Annotated in this window: 15 protein-coding genes and 1 pseudogene; 4 read left to right on the top strand and 12 right to left on the bottom strand. The window is 57.5% G+C overall.

Going from position 1 to position 22871, the window contains the following annotated elements:
• Positions 1-68 precede the first annotated feature (68 nt).
• From Q2M23_RS44145 to Q2M23_RS30475, 6 genes are all read right to left on the bottom strand, one after another.
• Positions 69-575 carry a DUF1353 domain-containing protein gene (locus tag Q2M23_RS44145; RefSeq protein WP_410469791.1) on the bottom strand — a complete coding sequence of 169 codons (507 nt, stop codon included), beginning with the start codon at positions 573-575 and terminating at the stop codon, positions 69-71.
• A 208-nt stretch (positions 576-783) separates the two neighbouring features.
• Positions 784-3852, bottom strand: coding sequence for a caspase domain-containing protein (locus Q2M23_RS30495; RefSeq protein WP_316398025.1), 3069 nt, complete (start codon positions 3850-3852; stop codon positions 784-786).
• A gap of 759 nt (positions 3853-4611) precedes the next feature.
• Entirely contained in the window at positions 4612-5328 is a 717-nt protein-coding gene (locus Q2M23_RS30490; RefSeq protein WP_316398024.1) for a SprT family zinc-dependent metalloprotease, read from the bottom strand.
• A complete protein-coding gene (locus Q2M23_RS30485; RefSeq protein WP_316398023.1) occupies positions 5329-8382 on the bottom strand; it encodes an HsdR family type I site-specific deoxyribonuclease in 3054 nt (1017 codons plus the stop codon).
• Positions 8379-9641, bottom strand: coding sequence for a restriction endonuclease subunit S (locus Q2M23_RS30480; RefSeq protein ID WP_316398022.1), 1263 nt, complete (start codon positions 9639-9641; stop codon positions 8379-8381). Before Q2M23_RS30480 ends, Q2M23_RS30485 begins: the two co-directional genes overlap by 4 nt.
• Positions 9632-12196, bottom strand: coding sequence for a type I restriction-modification system subunit M (locus Q2M23_RS30475; RefSeq protein ID WP_316398021.1), 2565 nt, complete (start codon positions 12194-12196; stop codon positions 9632-9634). The genes Q2M23_RS30480 and Q2M23_RS30475 overlap by 10 nt, the downstream gene beginning before the upstream one ends.
• 204 nt (positions 12197-12400) lie before the next feature.
• Here Q2M23_RS30475 and Q2M23_RS30470 point away from each other — a divergent pair, with 204 nt between their 5' ends.
• Entirely contained in the window at positions 12401-13690 is a 1290-nt protein-coding gene (locus tag Q2M23_RS30470) for a hypothetical protein (RefSeq protein ID WP_316398020.1), read from the top strand.
• Positions 13691-13744: 54 nt separating this feature from the next.
• Here the strand turns inward: Q2M23_RS30470 and Q2M23_RS30465 are convergent, their stop codons facing one another.
• From Q2M23_RS30465 to Q2M23_RS30455, 3 genes and pseudogenes are all read right to left on the bottom strand, one after another.
• Entirely contained in the window at positions 13745-14992 is a 1248-nt protein-coding gene (locus tag Q2M23_RS30465) for a tyrosine-type recombinase/integrase (RefSeq protein WP_316398019.1), read from the bottom strand.
• Positions 14993-15198: 206 nt separating this feature from the next.
• A complete protein-coding gene (locus Q2M23_RS30460) occupies positions 15199-15717 on the bottom strand; it encodes an isoprenylcysteine carboxylmethyltransferase family protein (RefSeq protein WP_316398018.1) in 519 nt (172 codons plus the stop codon).
• Positions 15718-15976: 259 nt separating this feature from the next.
• Positions 15977-16297: pseudogene (locus Q2M23_RS30455) on the bottom strand (recombinase family protein); the annotation flags it as partial.
• 229 nt (positions 16298-16526) lie between these two features.
• Between Q2M23_RS30455 and Q2M23_RS30450 the strand changes: the two are divergent.
• The 3 genes from Q2M23_RS30450 to Q2M23_RS30440 are packed head-to-tail and all read left to right on the top strand — an operon-like array spanning position 16527 to position 18035.
• On the top strand, positions 16527-17336 hold the full coding sequence (locus Q2M23_RS30450) for a sterol desaturase family protein (RefSeq protein ID WP_057018950.1): 810 nt from the start codon (positions 16527-16529) through the stop codon (positions 17334-17336).
• Positions 17323-17610 (top strand): DUF5658 family protein, encoded by a 288-nt coding sequence (locus Q2M23_RS30445; protein WP_225161514.1) that lies wholly within the window; start codon positions 17323-17325, stop codon positions 17608-17610. Before Q2M23_RS30450 ends, Q2M23_RS30445 begins: the two co-directional genes overlap by 14 nt.
• 50 nt (positions 17611-17660) lie before the next feature.
• Positions 17661-18035, top strand: coding sequence for a hypothetical protein (locus Q2M23_RS30440; RefSeq protein ID WP_057018949.1), 375 nt, complete (start codon positions 17661-17663; stop codon positions 18033-18035).
• A gap of 78 nt (positions 18036-18113) precedes the next feature.
• Here the strand turns inward: Q2M23_RS30440 and Q2M23_RS30435 are convergent, their stop codons facing one another.
• The 3 genes from Q2M23_RS30435 to Q2M23_RS30425 are packed head-to-tail and all read right to left on the bottom strand — an operon-like array spanning position 18114 to position 22827.
• Entirely contained in the window at positions 18114-19610 is a 1497-nt protein-coding gene (locus tag Q2M23_RS30435; RefSeq protein WP_316398017.1) for a sugar ABC transporter ATP-binding protein, read from the bottom strand.
• A complete protein-coding gene (locus Q2M23_RS30430) occupies positions 19607-20707 on the bottom strand; it encodes a hypothetical protein (RefSeq protein WP_316398016.1) in 1101 nt (366 codons plus the stop codon). Before Q2M23_RS30430 ends, Q2M23_RS30435 begins: the two co-directional genes overlap by 4 nt.
• Complete coding sequence (locus Q2M23_RS30425) at positions 20704-22827, bottom strand: ABC transporter permease (RefSeq protein WP_028335920.1); 2124 nt, start codon at positions 22825-22827, stop codon at positions 20704-20706. The genes Q2M23_RS30430 and Q2M23_RS30425 overlap by 4 nt, the downstream gene beginning before the upstream one ends.
• Positions 22828-22871 lie beyond the last annotated feature (44 nt).

Below are 22871 nucleotides of genomic sequence, written 5' to 3'. Positions count from 1 at the left end.
ACCTTCGCGATCAGAAGATATCAGGGTTCATAGCACTGCTAAGGCCACCAACTTTTACCGCATTGCGATTAGCAATGGCCGTCTGTGGGAGCGTATACGTCCTGTCGCTTTTTCCAATTTTCCCACCGTATTCCCGGTCCGTCAGGATACTGCACCAAGACGCGTCGTTCACCTTGCGCTTTGAGTTTAGTATTGCTGTCCCAACTGCTTTGGCCTCCCAGACGCACAGCCCGAAAAATGATACCTGCTGTGAAATTACTGACGCCAAGGTCCGCCATCGCGAGCCTAAGAATGTTGTCACAGGTTTCTCGCGACCGACATTGGGTCCAATACAAGTAGTCGTGAATAATCGCTGCGAAGGCATACTCTCCATCAGTTGGCAGAAACGACCAGAAAACTCTCGGGACGCTCGCGAGATCGGTTACAAAACCGACTGGGACTTCAACCGCCTGGTATGTTCCAGCCTGCGCGGGGCTCGGCCGCCACGCAATCGGCTTGTCTACAAAGTAGATTCGATCGAGAAATCGGCCAAGATACAGAGCACCTACGGCGTCCTTTGCGGAAGCCGATTTCATCCAACGCTCCAACCATTGGTCCTTTGCAAGATTGGCCTTGGCCGCGCGCTTTTCTGCCTCAGTTTGTCCCTGTGCGGCACTAACTTGGCAACTAGCGCCGAGCACGATTGCCACAGCGCCACCAACCATACTCGCCACGCATCTGCGACGGGAGATTTGCAACATCTTGCAGCTTCCTCTGAATGAACTTTGCATCTCTGGAGACAATTCAAAATAATGACATATCGCCGATGAGCGCGTTGCGTACGAGCCACGGCGTCTGCTTTCCTTTCTCGGTCCTCACGACCTCCCCTTTTATTGCGCCATAGAGCTCGCTCATATCAACCAGTACGCCGGCGGCACGCGCTTTCGCGACGAACTGAATCAACGATGTAGTAAAGATGCCGCCACCGGCGCCTTCAAAACTTTGCTGGCGAGACTTAGTAGCTGCCAGAACCACAATGGGAGCGCCGGATGCAGTTAGTTCCTTGGCGGCATCCTCGTTTGTACCAAGTCCTTCAGTAGCGCCCGCATGGCAAGCGTCCAAAAGCACAATGACTGAGCCACGTGCTTTACTCAAGGATCGAGCGATCGAACTCCATGGCACTGCTGTCGTTGCGAGTTGATCTATGTTGGTGATAGATGTGGTCAGCGCCAGCCCTACATCGGGTTGCCCAAAGCTGCGCCCTTCGACGCCGTGTCCTGAAAAAGATACTACTAGGGTGTCATCCTTTTCCGTGGAAGCGGACGCGCTTTCGATCGCGGAAAGAACGCTCTTCGGCGTTACCGCCTCGTTCGTAATGGGTGTCACTACAACACCTTCGACCGAACGTCCCTTGCTTGCGTTCAGCATTGTTGCAATTCGTTGAGCGTCTGAGGCAGCATACGTAAGCCCCGGAAGCCGCCGATCTGAATAAAAATCTACTCCGACGGCAACTGCGCGCAACGTGCCGCGCGCAACGGGGGGGCCCGGGAGACGAGCGGCACTTGGTAAGCTCGTGATTCCTGATCTATCGACCGCAACTGCTGAGACCCAACGACCTCCGCCAGGGTCCGCGATTTCAAACGCGCTGCTTACTCTCAACCCGGACACCGTCCGAGTTTCTAGCAGCCTGCCATCGATATAAAGGCGAATTGAAGATAACTCCTGCTCTCCTTGCGCAGTTACGCTGACGGCCCGTTTACCGTTTGCGCTCACGGAAGCGATAGACAGGTTTATCAATGGGGGCGCTTGGATTGGGGCAGCGTCTGGAATCACATGCTGCTCGTCGTGTAACACTGAGGTGACAAGTCCGGGACGGCGCAAGATGGACTCAAATTGGTTGTAATAGTACAGGCCGGCAATTCCCGGAAATCGCACTTGAACGTCTTGAGCGCCGTCAAAGGTGTTGTCGTAAAATCCGGCGTCATTCGCAAGAACAATCTCGCCATCAACATAGACGCCGCTCAAGACTTTTTGCCCATCGTGCAGACGATAAACGAAAACCCGACCATCGGAATTGACCTGCACTAAATGCCGATTGCCAACAGCCAAGCGAAACTGCGCGAGGAGATTGCCGTCGACTAGGGAAATTGCCGCGCCCTGCCTTGTACCGGTTTTGACCGAAATGACAAACGCGTTGCCACCGAATTCGATGGCCAGCAAGTCGTCAGACAGATGGAAAATCCTTGCGCCGTCCCCGAGCTCCCACTGCAAGCCTTCGATCGGGTTGCTGGTTTCAAATGCAGAAGACAGGTCCAACACTTCGTCCGGCGTTCCCGCACGCACAAGAGCGAGCGCTCCGTTTCGTTGATGCGTATCTCCATCGCGACAGCTCGCATGGATAACCCAACGATCGAAACTTTGATCCCGCCAATGCCAAATCAAGTCAGGTCCGTCGAAAGGGGCAACCGATTGGTCGCAGTCAATAAGACCGTTGGCAAGGCTTTTCCTACCCGTCGCAGAAAGCTTGCTGCCTATGTCAGCTACAATATCGTGCGCTTTCTTCAAGGTCGATGTGCGCGAACTGCCAGAGAGCTTGTACATTACTTCAAGCGCTGAAAGGGGCGTGGTCGATAAGCCAACTTCCTTCAAGCGATCAAATGTGAGGTCAGCAACGGTTGCGGGTGATAGATTGCTGGGCAAGTCTGGGACGACAGGAGATCCGTCGAGCTCAATTCCACGACTGGTTTGCCTACGCCCGCGTAGCGCGCCGGGACGCATACCGGCGTCAGCTTGCTTCTCAGTTGCGTCAGTATGCCGAACAAGTGAGCGCCGTTGCAACTCGGGCTGATCTGAATTCCGACCCGAGGTAACATGCGATAGTTTCAGAGGCTCGCCAAGATTCCAACTTCCCGCATTTTCCGGCAATCTCTTCAGGTCAGAATTAAAGGACCTCTGTATCAATCCCAAGAGTTGCTGCGAATCCTGCCATTGGGAATGTCCGGCGTCGAACAATCTATCTTCTTCTGCCCGGTTCGCTTCATCGTTCGTTTCTATTAGCGTCTCGTATCTAGCGGCATCGGCCGGATATATCTCGCCCGTTACAAGGTTCAATAATCGCCATTCGCCGGAGATGCCGGCTGCGTACCCGTTGTCGACGTCGACCAGGATCTTCAAATCGCTTAGCGAGCGGCACATGCCGCACATCGTTCGGACCTTTAGGGGCTTCCGATCCTCCGTTAATGTGCTAACGATCGTCAAATCTTCCCAGCCAACTCCCCCATTTATGGCGAAGCTATCCCCGCGAACCCATGCCAAGAAGTTGTCACCTGGGCCGACATTTGCAATTTGTTTTCCAGACAAAAGATCGATGACTCCGGACTCGCCGCGTGACGCGACGAATCTTCCGGTTGGCGAGAAACTGGGATCAACACCCGCTCGATCTAGAACTTTTGCGCCCGTGTGAAGGTCATAAACCTCGTAACGCTCTTTGAATACTCTTATCTCGTGCGCGCCATTTGGTGACCTGATCCGCTTGATAGGTTTTTCGGTTGTGTATCGATCCTGGACGACGACCTCCGGAGGACCGGCGATGACCTCAATCGTCTTCTCCGTTTCTCCGTATTTCTGCTCGCCGCAATCGCCTGCACTGACGATCGCCCACCGAATTGTCTGTTGCCCAGCGCCATATGGAATGATTGAGACTTCGCCTTCGGTTGGATCGACATTGCGATAGATAGGCACAAAAGCGCGTACCAGGTCTTTGCCGTACGTCAGGCCGCGGAGGCCCTTTGCTTCTGCATTGAGGGCAATAAATCCATGACCCGAGAAGCGCGAGGCGACCGGAGTCACCACAACCAGATAAATCGGAAACATTGACCGCGTACTATTGGTCGTTTTCCAGAGAACCCTAACTGCGTGGCCCACGCGCGGTCGTGACGACGAGTCCATCTGTACTGATATGGAGGCAGCGATATCGCGTGCGCTAGAGATCGTTTGTTGGCAGTCGGCAAGTGCCGGCGAACCTGAAATGGCGCCGCCGAGTAACGTCAGCGCCGCGCAAATGCCGGCGCCCAAACGACTGCTAAGATACATTCTATCCCCCAGCGTAGTCACTATTATCGTATGCAACCTATGCAAGAGGATCAAGAGGAAGTAACGACCGGACGACTCCAAGCCAAGACGAATGGCTAAGGAGGTGGGGGCACTTCCGCAGAGCCGCAATCGTCAATCGACGTGGTCAGATAACTCAAACTTCAAAGCGACGTCTCGCCCAGCAGCCTGGGTGGTGGTGATTTGCTATGTCCCGCCGACGAAGCCAGACCGGTAGTGTTCGGTCCGGAGTGTAGCGTCGCTCTATAGTTACTTCGTCGTTGTTGGATAGGATCTCAGCGTCGTCGTTAGCCTGTTCTTGAATTTATGACGCGTCCTAGATGCGAACTGATTTCTTCCATGAGCCTTTGATACAGAGTTTGTTCGTATGCTGTGACAGCTTCCCGAGCTCACGCTCGCTGAGCGCGCGTTCCATCACTCGGCGACAATCTTCTGGCGTTTGAAGTGCTCTTTCCAAATCGTAAGGCAACATGAGGGGCCCCCGTGGCAAATGGTTAGAAGCAACGAGCCTTGCAAAAGCGATCAGTAGTCCCAATCCTCGTGGCGAACTGGTAGTCTATTTAGAGCTTCTCGGTAGGAATGCCACTTCGGCATGAAATGGTCCATCATAGCAACGAAGCGCTCGTTATGGGTCGGCTCAATAAGGTGAACCATCTCGTGCACGACAATGTACTCTAGGCAATCTCTGGGCTTGCGAGCGAGGTCTGTATTCAGTCGGATGGTTGCGGCCCGGTGGTTGCAGCTTCCCCATTTCGTCTTCATGCGTTGGACGAAGTAGGCGTTTACTCGCACCTTCATAAGTTTTTGCCACTTAGCGATGAGCGGCGGAATTGTCACGTGCAGCAGCTCGCGCTGCCACTCTTCAAGAATAGCCTCGCGCCTTTCTGAGCTTGTGCCTGGACGAACCCGCAGCAAGAGACGCTTCCCACTCAACTCGACTGAGGGCTTTTCGTCCGCTTCAACCAGCTTTAGCAGGTACCGGGAGCCCCACACATAATGGCTTTCCCGATCGATGTATTCCCGAGGCGTCTCGCGCTCCTGCTCTCGCAGCTTCTTCTGCTGCTTCTTGATCCAGGGCAGCTTTGCGATAGCGAAAACCCGCAGCACGTCGAGCGTCATTCTCCGGGGAGCCGCGACCCGCACGCGGCCCGTCGGCGGGTGCACGCTCAAGTGAACGTTTTTTATCTCCTTCCGTATGACATCAATCGCGATGTCGCCGAGTTTGAGTTGGATGGGCATTTAGTATTCTGGTTGGGCCTTGATAATCAGGAAAATACGCTCGACTTCATCCTTGTCATCGCCAAGAAATGGCAGAAGCGCGCGCTTGATGACGTTTTCCTTCGCTTGATGACCTCTGAAAGCGTTAGGACGGACCTTCCGTACCGTTTCGTCGATGCGGAGCGCGAGCTCCTCGTTCTTCCCGAGATTGTTATAGAGCGCTCGTTTGCCGGGAGTATTGAGCTTTTCCGGCGTGTCAGAGGCCTTTCCTCCCTGCACTTGCTTCGCCACTTCAACGATACGTTTCAAGAACCCTTCGTAATCGACCCTCTTCGCCTTCAGGTCGGCTAGCACCTCGGTCAAAAGAGCCGACATCCGGTCATAGAAGGCGGGGTCGTTGAGGTGCTCTTTGATTATCTTGCTGCGGACGTTGTTTGCGATGGTTTCCGCAATCGCGTCCTTGCTTGCCTTGATGCCCGGTGGCAGCTGATTGATGGCGTCAGCAAGCCCGCTTTTGACGATGATGTCGAGAAGGCCGATCTCGCCAAACTCTGAAATTGTTCGTGGCGCGTCGGCCTGGATGTAAGTATCGATGAGATGGCGCATGTCCGCCTCATATGACTTGAGATCGATAGTTTCCCCGCTCGCTTGCCGGATGATCTCTCGTAATTTGAGATACCGCTCAACACCCTTTTTTATCCCGTCGATCTCTGCCTCGCTGTAACCAGCTCTCGGCAGATCGTCGGATACGTTTGCGTATGCGCGGACAAGGGCCGCTGTGGACTTATACAGGGCGGCGCGTTGCGGCTCGCGTTGCTGGAGGTCCTCGGGTATCTCAGTGTTTCCGCAGAAATAATGAATGTGCTCCAGTTCGCCCTTCGGAGGTTGAACTGGCTCACAGAGCAATGCGAGCGCCTCCAGAGCTTCGTCGAGCCGTTCCCGACCCTTCTTGAGACGATCTTCAAGAAGAATGTCGGGGCTTGGGCCTCCATCGCTGTGGTCGAGCTCCGTTGAGTAGACTGCCATCGCGCCTTGGACCTTCTTAAAGAGATCCTTGTAGTCGACGATATAGCCGAACGTCTTATCCTCCCCATCGAGCCGGTTGGTCCGACAGATAGCCTGGAACAGTCCGTGATCCTGCATCGATTTGTCGATGTAGAGGTATGTGCAGCTCGGCGCGTCAAAGCCCGTCAGGAGCTTGTCGACGACAATGAGGAGCCGCGTATTAGCGGGCTCTTTGATGAATTTTTCTTTGACCTCGTCTTCGTACGTCTCGGTCTTCGACTTCCTCGGCCTCGCCGAAACGTTCTTCAACAGCTCGGTGTATGTATCGAAGAGGAACTGCTTCTCCGTCTGGGTATTTGCGCCCGTCTCTTCGAGCGTTATGTCCTTGGCTTGAGGATTGTACGACGTGACCAGCGCGCACCTTCCCTTGAAAATGGTCTTTTGAAATAGCTCGTAATATTTCGCGGCTTCATAGATGCTCGACGCCACGAGCATGGCGTTTCCGCGCTTGCTTGCAAGCCTCGGCTTCACGCTGAAATCGAAAACAACGTCCTCGACTACTCGCTCCATGCGAGACCGCGAGCTAAGGACTTTTTGCATCGTGCCCCACTGCTCGCGCAGAGCGGCCTTTTGCCAGTTGTTCAGACCCTTGGTTTTTGCGTCGAACCACGCGTCAATCTTTTGAGACGATCCAAGCTCCTGTGGGATGTCACGCGCCTCATACACGAGGTCGAGGACGACGTCGTCCTCCACAGCTTCTCCAAATTTGTATGTGTGGATATAGCTGCCGAAGACTTCGAGGCTGGTCGGAGCATCCTGCTTCAGGAGCGGCGTTCCCGTGAAGCCGATGAACACTGCGCCCGGGATAAGGGCTTTCATTGTCTTGTGGAGCTTACCGCTTTGCGTCCGGTGGCATTCATCGACGAAAATGAATAGCTCACCGACCGCCGGGCTCGGTTGCTTTTTCAACTCGTCGATGAAAGCGCCGAAATCGCCAACGTCCTTCTTTCCAAACTTGTGGACGAGCGAACAGATGAGGCGAGGCTTCGCTTGGCCGAGCTGAGCCATCAGGTCTCGCCCGCTACTGGTCCGGTAGATGCTCTCTCCAGTGTCGGTGAATACTCGCTCGATCTGCTTGTCCAGTTCGTCTCTGTCGGTCAGTATCAGCACGCGAGCGTTCGGCTTGTTCTCCAGTATCCACTTGGCCAAGAGCACCATTACGATGCTTTTGCCGCTGCCTTGCGTGTGCCAGATGATGCCGCCCTTGTATGCGTTCACACGCTCCTGAGCAGCTTTGATGCCGAAGTACTGATGCACACGTGGAAGTTTCTTGATCCCACCGTCGAAGAGCACGAAGTCGTGAAGCAGCTCGATAAACCGCTCTTTCCGGCACATTTTCAGTAAGTACTTATCTAGCTTGTATCGGGTGTTGTCCGCCTCGTCCTCTTTCCAGTTCAGGAAATACTTAGCCTCCGTCTTGATCGTTCCGTAGCGCAGTCCCTCCGAGTCATTTCCTGCGAACAAGATCTGAACGGTGCTGAAAAACCGCTCGTTGAACTCAGGGTTTTGGTTCGACAACAGCTGATGAATGCCGTCGCTGATGGAGACATGGCTGCCCTTAAGTTCAATGACGCCGATTGCAATGCCATTGATGTAAAGGACAATATCCGGCCGGCGTTCGTAGCCGCCCTTTAAGGTGACCTCCTCCGCAATGGCGAAATCGTTGAGATCGGGCTTTTCCCAGTTTATGAGTTTGACCGTCTCTGTAACCTTGCCCGCTTCGATTTTTACCGGAACGCCATAGCGAAGAAGGCCATACACGGCTTTATTGTTGTCGTAGAGGCTGCGGTTGGGATTGTTCGCTTCCGTCTTAAGGAGATAGATGGCCTTGCTGATTTGCTCTTGCGTATATCCGCGCTGCGTGAGGTTTTGAGTGAGCAGTTCCTCTTCGGTGTTGCTGTTGCCGGAGCGGTCACTCCAATCACCCAGGTAGCGGTAGCCGAGCTCGTCACGGAGTAGCGCGATGACCCGATTTTGCGTCACGCGCTCTGGCTTGCCGATGGTATTCATACAAGTCTCGTCTTGCCGGTAAGCAATTCCTGCATCATAGCCTGTTTAAGGGCACGGGTCTTCTCGCGGCGCTGCTCCAACGCCGCCAGCTCCGCGTCCATATCCGTCAGTACTTCGGCGATGGCGGTTTGCTCCGCAAGTTTTGGAAATGGAATCGTGGTCTTCTTTGCAGCCGAGATAGTGTACGTGCCTACCGTAGTGCCCGCACCTCCCTCGGCAACTTGCCTTTGTACCGTGTCGGTGAGGTATAGTTGATGCAAAAAATCCGCCGACATCTTTCCTTCGATTTTGAACCAGATGATGTTGCCGTCCTTAAAGTAAAACTCGTGGCCATCGGAAACGACATAGACCTTACCAAGCGTTCCAACACCGGTCACCAGCATGTCTCCCACGCTTGGAACGCCATGGGCGCGACGGTGCTTCTCATAAAGTTCGCGAGTGATGAAAAGCTCGTTTTGCACTCGTCCAGTTTCTCCTAACACTGCCAATTCTCGTGCTCGATAGAATGGAACGCCTTCGGCCCTCCACTCGCTTTGGAAGACGCGCTTGCTTGAAGTGATTTCAAAAAGCTCGCCCAACCGTTTTGTTTCCCACTTGTCGTGGAAGGCATGGAGGCGGGTATGGCCGGTGAGGAGTTGCTGCATGGCGGCCTGTTTGAGGTCGCGCTTCTTGGCGATGAGCCGGTCCAGCCCACCCAGCAGCCCATCCACATCGCTCAGGGCCTCCGCGATGGCTCGTTGTTCGTCCGTTGTGGGTAGCGGAAACTTGAATGCCGCCACCAATTTTTGAGAAAGCGTGGGCAATGCTCCACCGACCACCGCTTCAGTAAGCTGCTTCTGGACGACAGGAAATCCCATCGTGTAGCCAAAGAATCCGGGTGAAGCCTTTAGCTTTTTGAAAACCACCACCTGCGGATTGAGCGTCGCTTTGCCCGGCAGCTTTTTAACCATTGCAGTCTTGCCGACAGTCGATCCCGTTTTGACAAGGATGATGTCGCCCTCGTCGATCTTGATTTCAGGTGACTCCTCGTATTTGTGCCAAGAAATGTAGGTGCATTTCTCGAACACGGTTTCGCCATCCTGAATGTTCGAGGGATTGATCGCGATTGCTCCGTGTCCTTCCTCAACGATGTCATCGACCGTGTAACCTCGAAAGCCAATGCGGCCGAAAATTTGAGACTGCTCACCGATAGTGGTGACATCCCACTCCTCCGGGATGACGCCCACCTCGGTTTGCTTGTAGCCGGGCTTCACTTCCATACCGCTCCCATCTTTTTGAGGTGTCCGTCCACACTGGCGGCGAGCGCGGCCACTTCGTCGATGAGCTGCGGGAGCGGCGTAGCGTAGCGTTCGGCCAGTTGGCGGATGCGCCCGGTAAGGGTTCGTGAGACGCGGTCGAGTTCACCCTGCACGGCAACGGCCAGCGTACCCAGCCATTTGTCATCCACGACGAGGGTCTTGATTTCGTCCTCGGTGAGCTTCGGGTAGCGTGCCGCGACCTTTTCGGTGAGCGCGTCCTGCGCCTCGGCCAGCTTGTCCGCGGTTGTGGCTTCCTGTTCCATGAGGCCGAGATAATCCTTGAGCGCTTTGATCTCGTCCGCCGCTTCGGCGTCGCCTTTGATTTCCTTGAGCCGCGCGCTGACGCTGGCCTTTGTAATCTTGCCTTTGTCGTTTACCGCTTCAGCAAGCAATCCTTCCTCGCCCCCATGTTCCTCTCCTATTTCCTCCATCTGCTGCTGGAGCGCGGCTGCGTCAGCCTCTAGCTTCTCTATGGCCGCCTGCTCGTCGGCGAACCAGCGCTGAATAATGAGGGAGGGCGGGAGGAGTTCAGCTTGATACTTCTTTTTGCTGAGAGTGAAGTCCGGCTTCACCTTTGTCTTCTTACCCTTCTCTTCAACGATCAGCTTAGGCTGCGCGGCTTCATACCAACCATCATCGGCGATCAGGTAGCAGTCATCCTGCATCGTCTCGGACCAGTAATCCATCAAGTGTTGGTAAACGTCGTAGGCATCCAAGAGTGGCGCCGCCCTGAATGTGCTTAGTAAGTCTTCCGAAATTGTTTCTATCAGCGCCTTTGGGTGACCTTCCTTGGCAAAAGCCTTCAGGCGCGGCATGGCCGCTTTCTGCCATTTCGCGAAAAGCTTGTTGACGGATTCATTGAAAGCCCCGAACTCAGGATGTCCCAAGATGGCGGATTTCACCTCAGCCACAGGAAGCTTGAGAAGTGAGTATCCGGCCCGGTCGTCCTTCTTGAATAATGTGGCGCGAACGCCAGGAATGACCTGCCAGTACCTTTCAAGAGCATCGATATCGCGGTCAGGAATGCCGCCGCGCAGATGCGCATCAATATCCTGCAAGTCCTCCGACTCAGAGCTATCGATGTAGCGGGGCAGGTTGAGATTGTAGTCATTTTTTGGATCGGCGATTTCACTGATGGGAACCAGCCGTGAGTAGCCAGGTATTTCAACCTGTCGCGTAAAGATGTCGACGATCTTATGGATATCCTGATCTCGCAACCGATTCTTGTTTCCATCTTTGATGAAGCCCTTAGAGGCGTCGATCATGAAAATGGCCTTTTGGTCGTTGGCCTTGTCGAGAACAACGATGCAAGCAGGGATGCCGGTTCCGTAGAACAGGTTAGCGGGCAATCCGATGATGCCCCTGATTAGTCCGCGTTGGACAAGGTTCTTACGGATCGTTGCCTCAGCATTGCCGCGGAAGAGAACGCCATGCGGAAGGATGCATGCACCTTTGCCGTTCGACTTGAGCGAACGGAGGATGTGCAGCAGATACGCGAAGTCTCCCTGCTTGCCGGGCGGAGTGCCATAGGCTTGAAAACGCTGCCAAGGATCGTGCTCCGGGTCGAGACCCGTGCTCCAGCGCTTGTCGCTGAAAGGCGGATTAGCGACGACATAGTCGAATGTCTTGAGGCTCTCGCCGTCTTTGTGGAGTGGGTTGGCAAGAGTATTTCCCTGTTTGACATCTGCCGTCGCGTAGTCGTGCAGGATCATGTTCATGCGCGCGAGTCCAGCAGTCGCGTTATCCTTCTCCTGTCCGTAGAGGGTGACCTTCACTTCCTTGCCGTCGTGTCGAGCCTCATCGCCTACTTTGAGCAGCAAGGAGCCTGAACCGCAGGTAGGATCGTAGACGCTGGTGTCATTTGTAGTCTTTGCGTATCGAATGCCGATGATCTGCGCGATGACACGACTCACTTCGGCAGGCGTATAAAACTGGCCTTTGCTCTTACCGCTCTCCGTCGCGAAATGACGCATCAGGTATTCATATGCGTCACCCAGTAGATCATCACCGTCGGCCCGGTTCTTTGAGAAGTCGAGAGCCGGGTTTTCGAAGATCGCGATAAGGTTCGTAAGACGCTCGACTCGTTCCTTGCCGTCGCCAAGCTTCGCCGGGTCATTGAAATCCGGCATGTCCGACAGATGGTTGGCCTGGGCGAGCGGTCCGAGGATCTTCTTATTGATCTGGTCGCCGATGTCTGGCTTGCCCTTGAGCCCGACCATGTCAGCGAAACTGGCGCCTTTCGGGATCGTTATCGGCGCATACGGCTCACCGGCGTAGCGGTCGCTGACGTACTTCACGAATAGGAGGACCAGGACATAGTCCTTGTACTGCGACGCATCCATGCCGCCGCGAAGTTCGTCGCAGCTTGCCCAAAGTGATGAGTAAAGTTCAGATTTTTTTAGAGCCATTTCTTGGGTGAGCTTAGGTTGAGGATCATTGGCGTTGCCGGCTCTCCACGCCGCAATTGCGCGGCCGCAGGTCGGCGTCCCATTCTGGAGATTCCTAAATTGATTCATTGTGTTGTGCAATGTCATCCAGCAAACGGTGTGGAGATAAAGTGATCGACGTAACCGCGTGGCGTGCGAGGCCGGATAAACGGGGCTTGCGTGCCATTCACTGTTTGGTTTTGATGTTAGTGACCAGGAAGAACCTGGCCGAGATTGGCGTTTCGGCCCAGCTCTCGCAGTGCGACTGGCGCTAGTGTTTTGAGGGGAGGACGTTTGGCAACGCTGGATAGATGGCGATCGTTTCTGACAACGCCGAAAGTTCTGAGCTTTCCCAAAATGCAGCTGATCGGACGCGATTATCAGCCGCCTCTTGCCTCCGGGAGCGGTGAAGTTGCGATGCAATCGCTTGCGGACCTAACGTACCGGTTTCGTGCATCCGAGATCGATTTCAAGGCCCTCACGGGTGCAATGCAGTACCAACGCGAGAATTCCTACCAGAGTATTGCTCGCATGCGTCTGGTAGGCGTCGACGCTGAGGGAGTCGATTGGGCTTGTGGCTATACTATCCCCGCCAAGCAAGACCTCGTTGATGGAAGGTTCGAGGCCGAGGGCGAACTGGAATCTCTTATCTGTGACGATGCCAGCGCCAGCAGAAGCGCAACATCATCCACCGAGCTCATTTATTCTGTCGATCGACTTCATCCGCTCGTGCTCGCGATGCGCGGCCAGTATGAAAAAAAGATTGAAATGCTAGGCTCCACCATAACTTTTACGTTCGAGCGGGAAGCTGCTTGCCTTGCGATAGTCGCCGAGCACTCTGAACAACTGCCGCCAACATACGCCGAGCAATGGTTGGTCCAACCCTTTCGAATAATGTTCGGTCAACCGCTTATGCCGCGTCTCTATGCGCGAAACTTGGGCGGCCATTCGATGATAAGCGTCTCGACAGTCCCTCGCGTGAAGAACGCCAGTTGGTCTGCTTTCTGGCGTTGTGATGACCCCAACGGATCTGATTTCTTTGAATGTTATAGCGGACTTCTCCACATGATTGCGCTAAGGCGAGATTCACGTGGTGAGCCAATTTATGAACTCCACCCCGTCACTGGCTTCTACGATGAGTTAAGCGGGGTCGCCCGGGCATCCCGCTGGGTGATGGCCCTTGCGTTAGCCAGCACGAGCGAAGGGTTGACCAAGTTGTTGCGACCAGCGAGGACAATGTCCAGCGACAGAAAGGCGGAGAGGGACGAGAAGGTCGCTTTAATTGATGTGATCGAGAGCTCAGGGGTGTCTGCGCGCCTAAAGAGTGTGGCAGTCAAAGCTGTCCAAAATTTTAGCTCGGAAAATGAGACAATCAAGAATAGCCTTCGGCGTCTCGCCGCGCAATCGATAGTTACCTCATCTCAGTTCTCAGCTTGGAACGAAATACGGAACTCAGTGATGCATGGAACATTGATGTCGCCGTTTTCGCATGAGGAGGAAGATGCAAAGCTAGCCGAACTAGCTGAGCTTGTGCGCGCTGTTACCCGTGAACTGCTCCGGGTTAGCAGCGCGAAAGCTTCATGACGTTGCTTGCTATGGCGAACGCGAAACTCGTCTCGTTTGCGGGAACGGCTATTTTCAGATGGTCGATAAAAGCGATTGTTCGGCTGCCGCCAACTCCGCTGTGTCATCACCGCGCGGGAATAGGTGCCCGTAAATGTCGAGCGTCATTGCGATCGTCGAATGACCTAATCGCTCCTGCACGATTTTCGGAGGCAATTCGTGACCACCATCCACCTTGCGATTTATGCACCATGAGGCGAAGAAATGCCGCAAGGCATGCATCCCTGTATATTTGGGTTCAAAGATCACTTTGCCGCTCTCGTCACGCCTTACTTTCTTCTGTTCATCGAGCGCGGGTATGACGAGTCTGGCAGCGATCATGGTCGGGATCAGGCCGCGCTTGATGATGTTGCCCGTCAATTCGACGTTGCCGGCGCCGTTCGGAAAGACGAGGTGCAGCTTACCCGGATCCCTCTTGTGATCTCGCTTCTTTGGGCAAATCAGTTTCCATTCGCGCAACACTTGAGCGGTATCCGGAGGCAAGGGGATCGTGCGATAGCCTGATGCCGATTTCGGTGGACCGATGATGCCGCGTCGATCAGCGCGCTGTCGAACATGCAGTTCGGGCTTCTTGGTGTCTAGATCGACATCCTCCCATCGCAAGCCGCGCAATTCGGAGGCACGCAGTCCAGTGACGACGGCAGTCATCAGCAATGGCCGGTATCGACCTTTCGCTTTCGCGAGCAGTGCCCGGATTTCGTCGCGGGTCGGAATATCGACGCCGATCTTTAACTTTGCCTTGTGACGCTGCTGGCTCGCGCTGCCTTTCCGTCGTGATCGCTTCAATTCGCGGACGGGGTTGTGTGCGGCCTGGCCGCGTTGCTGAGCAACCGAAATCAAGGCACCCAACGATCCCATCACTCCGCGGACCATTGCGGGGGACCTCCCTTCATCGCGAAGCTTGGTTCGGAAGGAACTGACGAACGGCACGTTGAGATGCGACAACTTCTCTGACCCGATGAAGGGTACGATATGCAACCGAAGGTGCTGATCGTATTGCTCGAGTGTGGTGGGTTCGAGGTTTTCGGCTCGACATTCCGCGAGCCACAGGGTGCCTGCCTCTTTTACGGTGATGGAGTCGCGATCGGCAACGTGAATGCCCTTACCGATCTCGATGCGTGTTGTGGCCTCGAACTTCTCTGCATCCTGTTTGCGGTCGAAGGTGCGAAGGCGTCGTTTGCGGTTTTGATCGAAGTAATCGAGCACCCATGCCGTGCGAGCGTCGCCATTGGCGGTCTTCCAGGTACGCTTCCTGATTGACATGGCCGATCCTGCATCACGTGTGACCATTTTGTATTACGTCGAACTATGAACTCATGCAACAAAAATGCAACAAATCGCCAATTTCATTAATAAAATCAATAAAGAAATACAGACTACGAATCTGAGGGTCGGACGTTCGAATCGTTCCGGGCGCGCCATTTTACGACAGGGCGCGGTACCACGCCCTTCCCGCGGTGGCGCCCGCGTCACGAATGATTCCGGAGTGCGGCTCGCCAGGCCGTGAGCCGCGGAATCCAGCGCGGGACATTGGCCCGGAAATCCTCGTACTCCGTTCCGAACATACGAACGAGCGCCGGCTCCTCGTACCCCACGACAAACGCGTGGAAGGCGAGCCACACCAACGCACCGTACCCAAGAAGGCGCTGGTCGCCGAACAAGACCGCTTGGCCCAGAATGACGGCGACAAGGGCAACGTAAATAGGATTGCGCACATAGCGATAGAGACCCGTCACCACGAGGTTCTGCGTCGGTGCGACCGGCGCCGGCGTGCCCAATCCTTGCAGCGCAAAGCGTGCAAACGAGTCGACAAGCCCGGGTAGACCGGCGACGATCAACAGGATCCCGACGGCGCGCGTCGCGTCGAGATCGAAGAAGGGCGGCCGAAACTCCCAACGCGTAATCCACCAGGGAACGAGCCCCGCCACCGAGCTGGGCGCAACCGCAAAGAAGAGGGCAGAGCCCAATACCGCGATCGTTTTCGGCATGGGCACCTCCTTTCCGTCCTGTCGCAAGGCGGTCGGCAAAATTGAACCGTTGCATCATAGCGCCACGGCGAACACGTAGTGCCCATCTTCATCGGCCACGGCGCGCCATTCACGCAAGCTCCCATTGGTTCGGGCAGCTGATGCGTGCTCGTCTTCAGTAGAGCATCCCCAGACACTTCTGGATCGATTGCGTTCCACTGCACTCACACAGCCCGTGGTCACAGTTGGAGGGCGCTGTGGGTGTCATTGGCTTCCCTCCTCAATCCTCAAGAGCCCGGTAAACCGACGCGCGGCCAATCTTGAGCGCCTTCGCGATAGCGGACGCTCCCATGCCTTCAGCCTTAAGCGCCTTCACTTTGGCGGTGTCGATGGACGCTTTGTGGTCTTGGTAGACCCCGCGTGCCTTGGCCTCCGCGATACTCTCAAGCTGCCGCTCTTTGCGGAGGTTGGTCTCGAACTCGGTGAACACACCGAGCATGTCCAGGAAGCGCTTGCCCGCTGCTGTGCTGGTGTCGATGGGTTGCTCTGTATAGCCCCTCAGGGATGCACCACGCGCCTTCACGGTGCGCACAATGTCCTGCGGGCGGGCGCGGGGTTCGCTTCAGCGGGCTATCGCCGCACCGGATCGGAGACCGGCCCGGAAAAATGCGCCCGCGCGGGCCAGAATCGGGCCGAAGACGAGGGCCGCCCCGTAAAAACCCTGCTTGCCCCCGCCGGAGCGTTGAGAAAAAATAAGCTTTTTTAGCCTATAGGCACAGAAATGTTTTTATTCTTATTGTCTGTCCTTTTGAACCGGCGAGTCATCCCTCATGCAGAGTGACATCGCAAACGCCGTATTTTATGCGGCCGTGTTTCTGGGCATCGTCTACACCAGCCGCATCCTGGAAAAAAGATGGCCGATTGCGGACGTTCCCTACGCCGAGTTTCGTGATGATTGGCTCGCGGTGATCGTGAGCCTCGGGTTGTCGTCCATGCTCGCTCCGATCGCGGCGATCACCGCGGGCAAGATTGCGAGCTATACCGGTCTCGGTTGGATCAAGCTGCCGACCGACGGTTACTGGTGGTACGTGTCACTCGCAATCATCGTGGTTGCATTCGATCTCTACAAGTACACGTATCATCGCCTCCAACATGCGATCCCCTTTCTATGGGCGATGCACTCCTTCCATCACAGCGCGAACGGCGTCACGTTCATTACCGGCGGCCGGCATTTCTGGCTGGAGCGGGTGTTGTCCGACGCCTTTCTTCCGATCATGGCGATCCTGTTCCGCATCCCGCCGGACATGGTGATCGCGGTGGGATTTATCTTCTTCATGCCCGATGCGTGTGCCCATCTCAACGTCCGCATTCCGCTCGGTCGGTATGTGACATGGATCAACAATCCGCAATGGCACCGGATCCATCATTCGGTCCTTCCCGAGCACAGGGACAAAAACTTCGCTGCCTGCTTTCCGTTTCTCGACATTCTGTTCGGCACGGCCTGGATACCGAAGCCGGACGAATATCCTGCAACGGGCCTCGTGCCTGCCGAGCGCGTGGACATCATCAATAGTGTGATCTGGCCAATCCGGCATCTTCGGCATTACTGGCATCGGGAGTCTCGGAATGAATTGGGTTAAGGGTCTTTTGGTGCTCCTCGCGCTGCTGCTGGGTTACGCCGACCTTGAGTCGACGAATGTGATCCTGAGTCTCGGATTGGGTGAGTTGAACCCGTTCATGCATCTGGCGCAGACATGGTTCGGCGTCTGGTGGCTGGTGCCCAAGCTTGGCTTGACGTTCGTGGTCACGTGGCTGCTTTGGCGGAGCAACAACGTTTACAACATCGCTCTCGTCGTCGCGTTCTGCTCCACGCCTGTCCTGAACAATCTCGTCATCATCGCGGGCACGAACTGAATCAATCCCTTCGCCGGTTGCCGCAATCGGCGACGTCAAGAGGATCAGCGATGTCGGACAGGTTCGTTGTCGCCTGCATGGTCTGCTGTGCCCTGATCCTGGGTGCTCCGGGGGCGACCGTGCACGCGCAGACGCCGTCGAACTGCAAGGAGCCGCAGACCGGCACCAGCCGCGTCCCGATGCTGTCGCCGCCGCTGGCCAATGTGGTGACGGGCACGGGACGGCTGCAATTCTACTCCGCACCGAATCTGCACTGTCCGATCCGCGGCGTGTTCGTCATTCCGAATGACGCACTGATCGCGTATGCGCAAACCAGGGATGGCTGGTCGTCGGTGATGTATCTCAATCCGGGGACGGGCAACGACGTCTCGGGTTGGGTGAGATCGGCGAGACTGAAGGTGACCGGAACCGTCGGACCGAAGTAGCGTTCGACCAGGATCGCGGCAGGCGGCTTCCCGCGCCGCACCTGACGCTTCAACCAAAATCGCATCGCGTTTCAGGCATCAATGAATCGCCGCGTACATGATTTTCTCCTCGGTGGCTTCGAGCGCGGAGAATTCCTCGACCACCTTGCCCTGGCGCGAGACCAGGATGCGGTCGGATAGCGCCATGATCTCGGGCAGATAGGACGAGATCACCACCACCGCCTTGCCTTCGTCGGCGAGCTGGTTGATCAGCTCGTGGATCTCGACGATGGCGCCGACGTCGACACCACGGGTCGGTTCGTCGAAGATGATCAGCTCGGGCTCCTGCACCAGCGATTTGGCGATCACCACCTTCTGCTGGTTGCCGCCTGACAGCTCGACCACCTTGGCCTCGTCGCCGATGGCGCGAACCTTGAGGCGCTGAGTCCAGGTCTTGCCGACCGAATTGGTCTCGCGCCGCGACAACATCATGCGGCCCCCGGGAAACTTCGAAAGCAGGCCGAGATAGATGTTGCGGGCGATCGAGGCGGTTTCGAAGAAGCCCTCGACCTTGCGATCCTCGGTCACATAGGCGATGCCGGCCTTGACCGCCGGCGCCGGAACCCGGTAGCGCACCGGCTTGTCGTGCAGCATGATTTCGCCGCCGTGGAAGAAGTCGCGCTTCAACACGCCGGAGACGATCTTGAAGGTCTCGGTGCGGCCCGCGCCGACCAGGCCGAACACGCCGGTGATCTGCCCGCCAAACACCGACAGCGAATTGTTCTTCACCATCGGCGCCATCTTGAGGTTCTGCACCGTGAGCACGCGCGCACCGGCCGGCCGGACGCTGGTCTTCCGCGCGCCATACAGCGTGTTGGAGAGATCGCGGCCGACCATCGCCTGCACGATCGCCGCGCGATCGAATTTCGCCGTGTCGTCGGTGATGACATGCTTGCCGTCGCGCAGCACGGTGATGCGGTCGGCGAGCAGTAGCGCCTCTTCCAGCGCGTGCGAGATGAAGATGATCGAGACGCCGCGCTTCTTGAGGTCACGGACCAGGTCGAAGAAATATTTCTTCTCTTCCGGCGTCAGCGACGCGGTCGGCTCGTCGAAGATGATGACCTTGGCCTTGTGCAGAACCGCGCGCGCGATCTCCACCATCTGCTTCTTGGCGGCGCCGAGCCCGCTCACGGTGGCGGTCGGCGTCACGTCGAAATTCAGCGATTGCAGGAATTGCTGGGCGGCGATGTAGATGCCGCGCAGCCGGTTGTAGAATTTCTCCTGCCCGAGAAACAGGTTTTGCGCGACCGTCATGGTCGGCACCAGGCTGTTCTCCTGGAACACCATGGCGATGCCGAGATTGCGCGCCTCCAGCGGCGTGCGCGGCGCGACCTCCGTGCCATCGACACTCATGCCGCCGGACGTCAAGGTCACGACGCCGGCCATCACCTTGGTCAGCGTCGACTTGCCGGCGCCGTTCTCGCCGACCAGCGCGTGAATCTCGCCGCGGCGCAGATCAAAGTCGACGCCCTCGATGGCGGGCACGCCCGCGTAAAGCTTGGTGGCCTTGCGCAGGGACAACACGGTGTCGCTCATGAGCCTGTCTCCTCGGCGAGCCCGGCGAGGGGCAGTTTCAGCACGCGGCCCGGTCCCTTGGCGATCAGCACAAGGTCACCGCCCAGCTCGAGCGCCGCGACGATGCCGTGATTGATGCCGTCGACCCGGCTGTGCAGCGAATACTTTGGCTTGCCGTCCTCGCTCAGCCGGATGACGAGGCCGTAGGAGCGCGGCGGCGCCCACGGCTTGATGACGCCCATCGTCTTGATGTGGGCGCCCTGCATCGGTTCCTTGAACGAGAACCCCGAGCGCAGCCGCGGCGCCACCCAATAGGCCGGGTCGATCTCGGCCATCATGCGGCGCCGGTAGGCCGGCTCGCGCAGCACGAACTCGATCAGCTGGGTGCGTGCGGTGAATGCGGTCAGCCAATAGCCGCCGCCCGCGGCCTTCGACAGCCGCGACGGATAGACGGGCAAATGGCCGAGCACGACCTGCAGCGGCCGTCCGTTCGAGACGAGGACGAGGCGATGCCGCCAGCTCTCGCTGACCAGCACGCCGTCGCCGCGTGCGCAGGCGCCGAAGGCGTAGCCGAGCTTCGACGCCAGCAGCTGCACTGATCTGGTCCTGGGGTCGAGCCGGAACACGCGGCCGCTTCGGTTCAGCTCCATCAGGTCGCGCGCCCAATCATCGATGCCGCAGGTCGCCGAGCCGTCGGTTGCGATCAGGGTGCCGTCGCCGGCCTGCGTCAGCGCGTTGATCGCGTTGAAGGCGGCGTCGCTGAACGTCACGCTCGGCTCGCCCGACGAGGGGTCGGCGTAGAGCCGCACCTCGCGGCCGCCGAGCGCGACCGCGATGCCGCCGCCGGTGGTGAGCGCGCAGAGCGCCGAAATCGGCTGCTCGAAGCTGCGCAGCTCGGCCGCGCCGCCGCCGTCGAGGCGCAGCAGACGCCGGCCGTCGGCGACATAGAGGTTTCGGCCGTCGGTTGCGAGATCCTCTAGCGCCTCGCATTCCAGCAAGGTGGTTGCAGATTCCAGTTTCTGGTTCGGCTTCAGCGCGCCGTCGAACGAAGGTACGGTGATGGTGGCCTCGCCGCGGCCGAGAAAGCGGTTGGCGAATTCCCTGGCGGCCGCGATCACGACAGCTTCCCCCAGCGCTTGTCATACTGCACGAAGTTCGGGTCCGCGTTCTCCAGCTTGTAGCGGCCAATCCGGTTGTTCATGATGCCGCCGAGATAGAGATAGCCGCGGTGCTCGCGCATCGAGGTGATCATCGGGTGGTTCTCGCCGCGCAGGTCCCAGAACGATTCGAGAATCTTGCCCTGCTCGTTGAACTTGACGACGCAGCCGGTGTTGATGTTCGGGAACAGCCATTCGTCGACCGGGACGCGCTTGGCCATGCGGCGGCGGAAGCCCGGCATCTTCCAGGCAAGGTCGAGCGAGGGGCTGCGCATGCCGACCAGCGCCAGCCAGTAATTGCCGTCGGAGGCGAGATTGATGTTGTCGGGATAGCCCGGCAAATTGTCCATCACCACCTCGACCTGGCCCTTCTTCGGCCCCGCGAACCACAGCCGCTTGATCGAGCAGCCGAAGGTCTCGGCGAACAGGATCGACTGGCCGTCGCTGGCGACGCAGATGCCGTTGGGGAATTTGAGGCCGCGCAGCGCCGTATGCGTGGCGCCGGTCTTGGTGTCGTAGCAAATGATGCGGCCGTTGCCGCGCGCCTCGAGGCCGTCGATCGGCCATTCGTCCATCTCGTAGCGCACGGTGGCTTCCGAGAAGAAGATCAGGCCGTCGTCGGTGATGTCGAGGTCGTCGGCCAGCCGCAGCCGGCTGTCGTCGTTCACCGAATGCATGCTGCGGTTGGTCTCGTCGGTCGCCTTCTCCACGGTGCCGTCGGGCGTGATGCGGTAAAGGCCCATGCCGCCGATGCAGACATAGAGATTGTCCTGCCGGTCGAACGCCATGCCGAGCGGCTGACCGCCGATATGGGCGAACACCTCCATGCGCTGATAATCGGGCGCATGGAAGCGGATGATGTCGCCATGGCGCGAGCCGGCGTAGAGATTGTTGTTGCGATCGAGGATCACGTCCTCCGGCGCCTCGATGCGGCCGAGGCCGATCAATTCGACGTCGCGCAGCTTGTCGTTCTGCTCGAACGGGCCGCCCTGGCCGATCTCGGTGGCCGGCGGCGGCGGCAGCGCATGATAGGTCGGCGCGACATAGACCTTGCTGATGATGCGGGTGCGGTTCTTCTGCCAGCGGATGTCGACCATCGCTGCGACCAGCAGGATGCCCGCCAGCGCCATGCGGTTGATGCCGCCACGCGCATTGAGCGTGGTCAGGCCGTTGGTGATCAAGAGCACGATCAGCACGCCGACAAGCGATTTTGCGACCGAGCCCTTGCCGCCGCCGAGCGTGATGCCGCCGAGCACGGTCGCGGTCAGCACGATCACCTCGAGGCCGACGCCGATATCGCCGCCGACGGTGCCGAGCCGGGCCGCGAAGAACAGCGCGGCGATGCTTGTCAGCACGCCGCTTGCGACATAGCAGAGCGCGATGGTGCGGCGGACCGGAATGCCGGAATTGTAGGCGGAACGGCGCGAGCCGCCGATCGCGGTGATGTGCCAGCCCGGGCGCAGCCGGGTCATGAAGATATGGCCGAAGATGGCGATCGCGATGTAGACGATTGCGACGCTCGGAATGCCGAACACGTCGCCACCGCCGATGAAATTCCAGGACGGGATGTCGGGGAAGGCCGCGGCGATCGAATTGGAGTAGCGTTGGATCAACAGATCGAACGCCGAGCGGTAGATGATCAGGGTGATCAGCGTGGTGATGAAGGCGCGCAGCCTTAAGTAGCCGATCAGGACGCCATTGACGGCGCCGAGCAGTGCACCGCAGACGAGGGTGGCGACGACCACCGCGGGCACCGGCCAGTTCAGCACGTCGAGCAGATAGAGCGCGCAGAAATCCGTCAGCGCGAAGATCGAGCCGACCGACAGATCGATGCCGCCGACGATGACGACCAGCGCCATGCCGAGGCCGATAAAGCCGATTTCGCCGGCCTGCCGCGCGGTGTCGGCAAGGCTCGACGGCGACAGGAAGTGATCGATGGAACGGCTGAGCGCGAAGCCGACGATCAAAAGCAGGATCACCGGTATTGCGGTCTCGGTCCAACGCTTGGACAGGATCTCGCCGAGGAGATGATCCGGCCAGTAGCGGTAACGCAGGCTCGTCAGGGTGTCGCGCATCGGCATTCCAGCAAGGCGTTCGATTTGGGAAAATCGACGTCCCGGGTGAG

The organism is Bradyrhizobium sp. 33ap4 (assembly GCF_032654765.1).
Taxonomy (GTDB): domain Bacteria; phylum Pseudomonadota; class Alphaproteobacteria; order Rhizobiales; family Xanthobacteraceae; genus Bradyrhizobium; species Bradyrhizobium australafricanum.
This window is presented reverse-complemented; position numbering and strand designations above follow the sequence as displayed.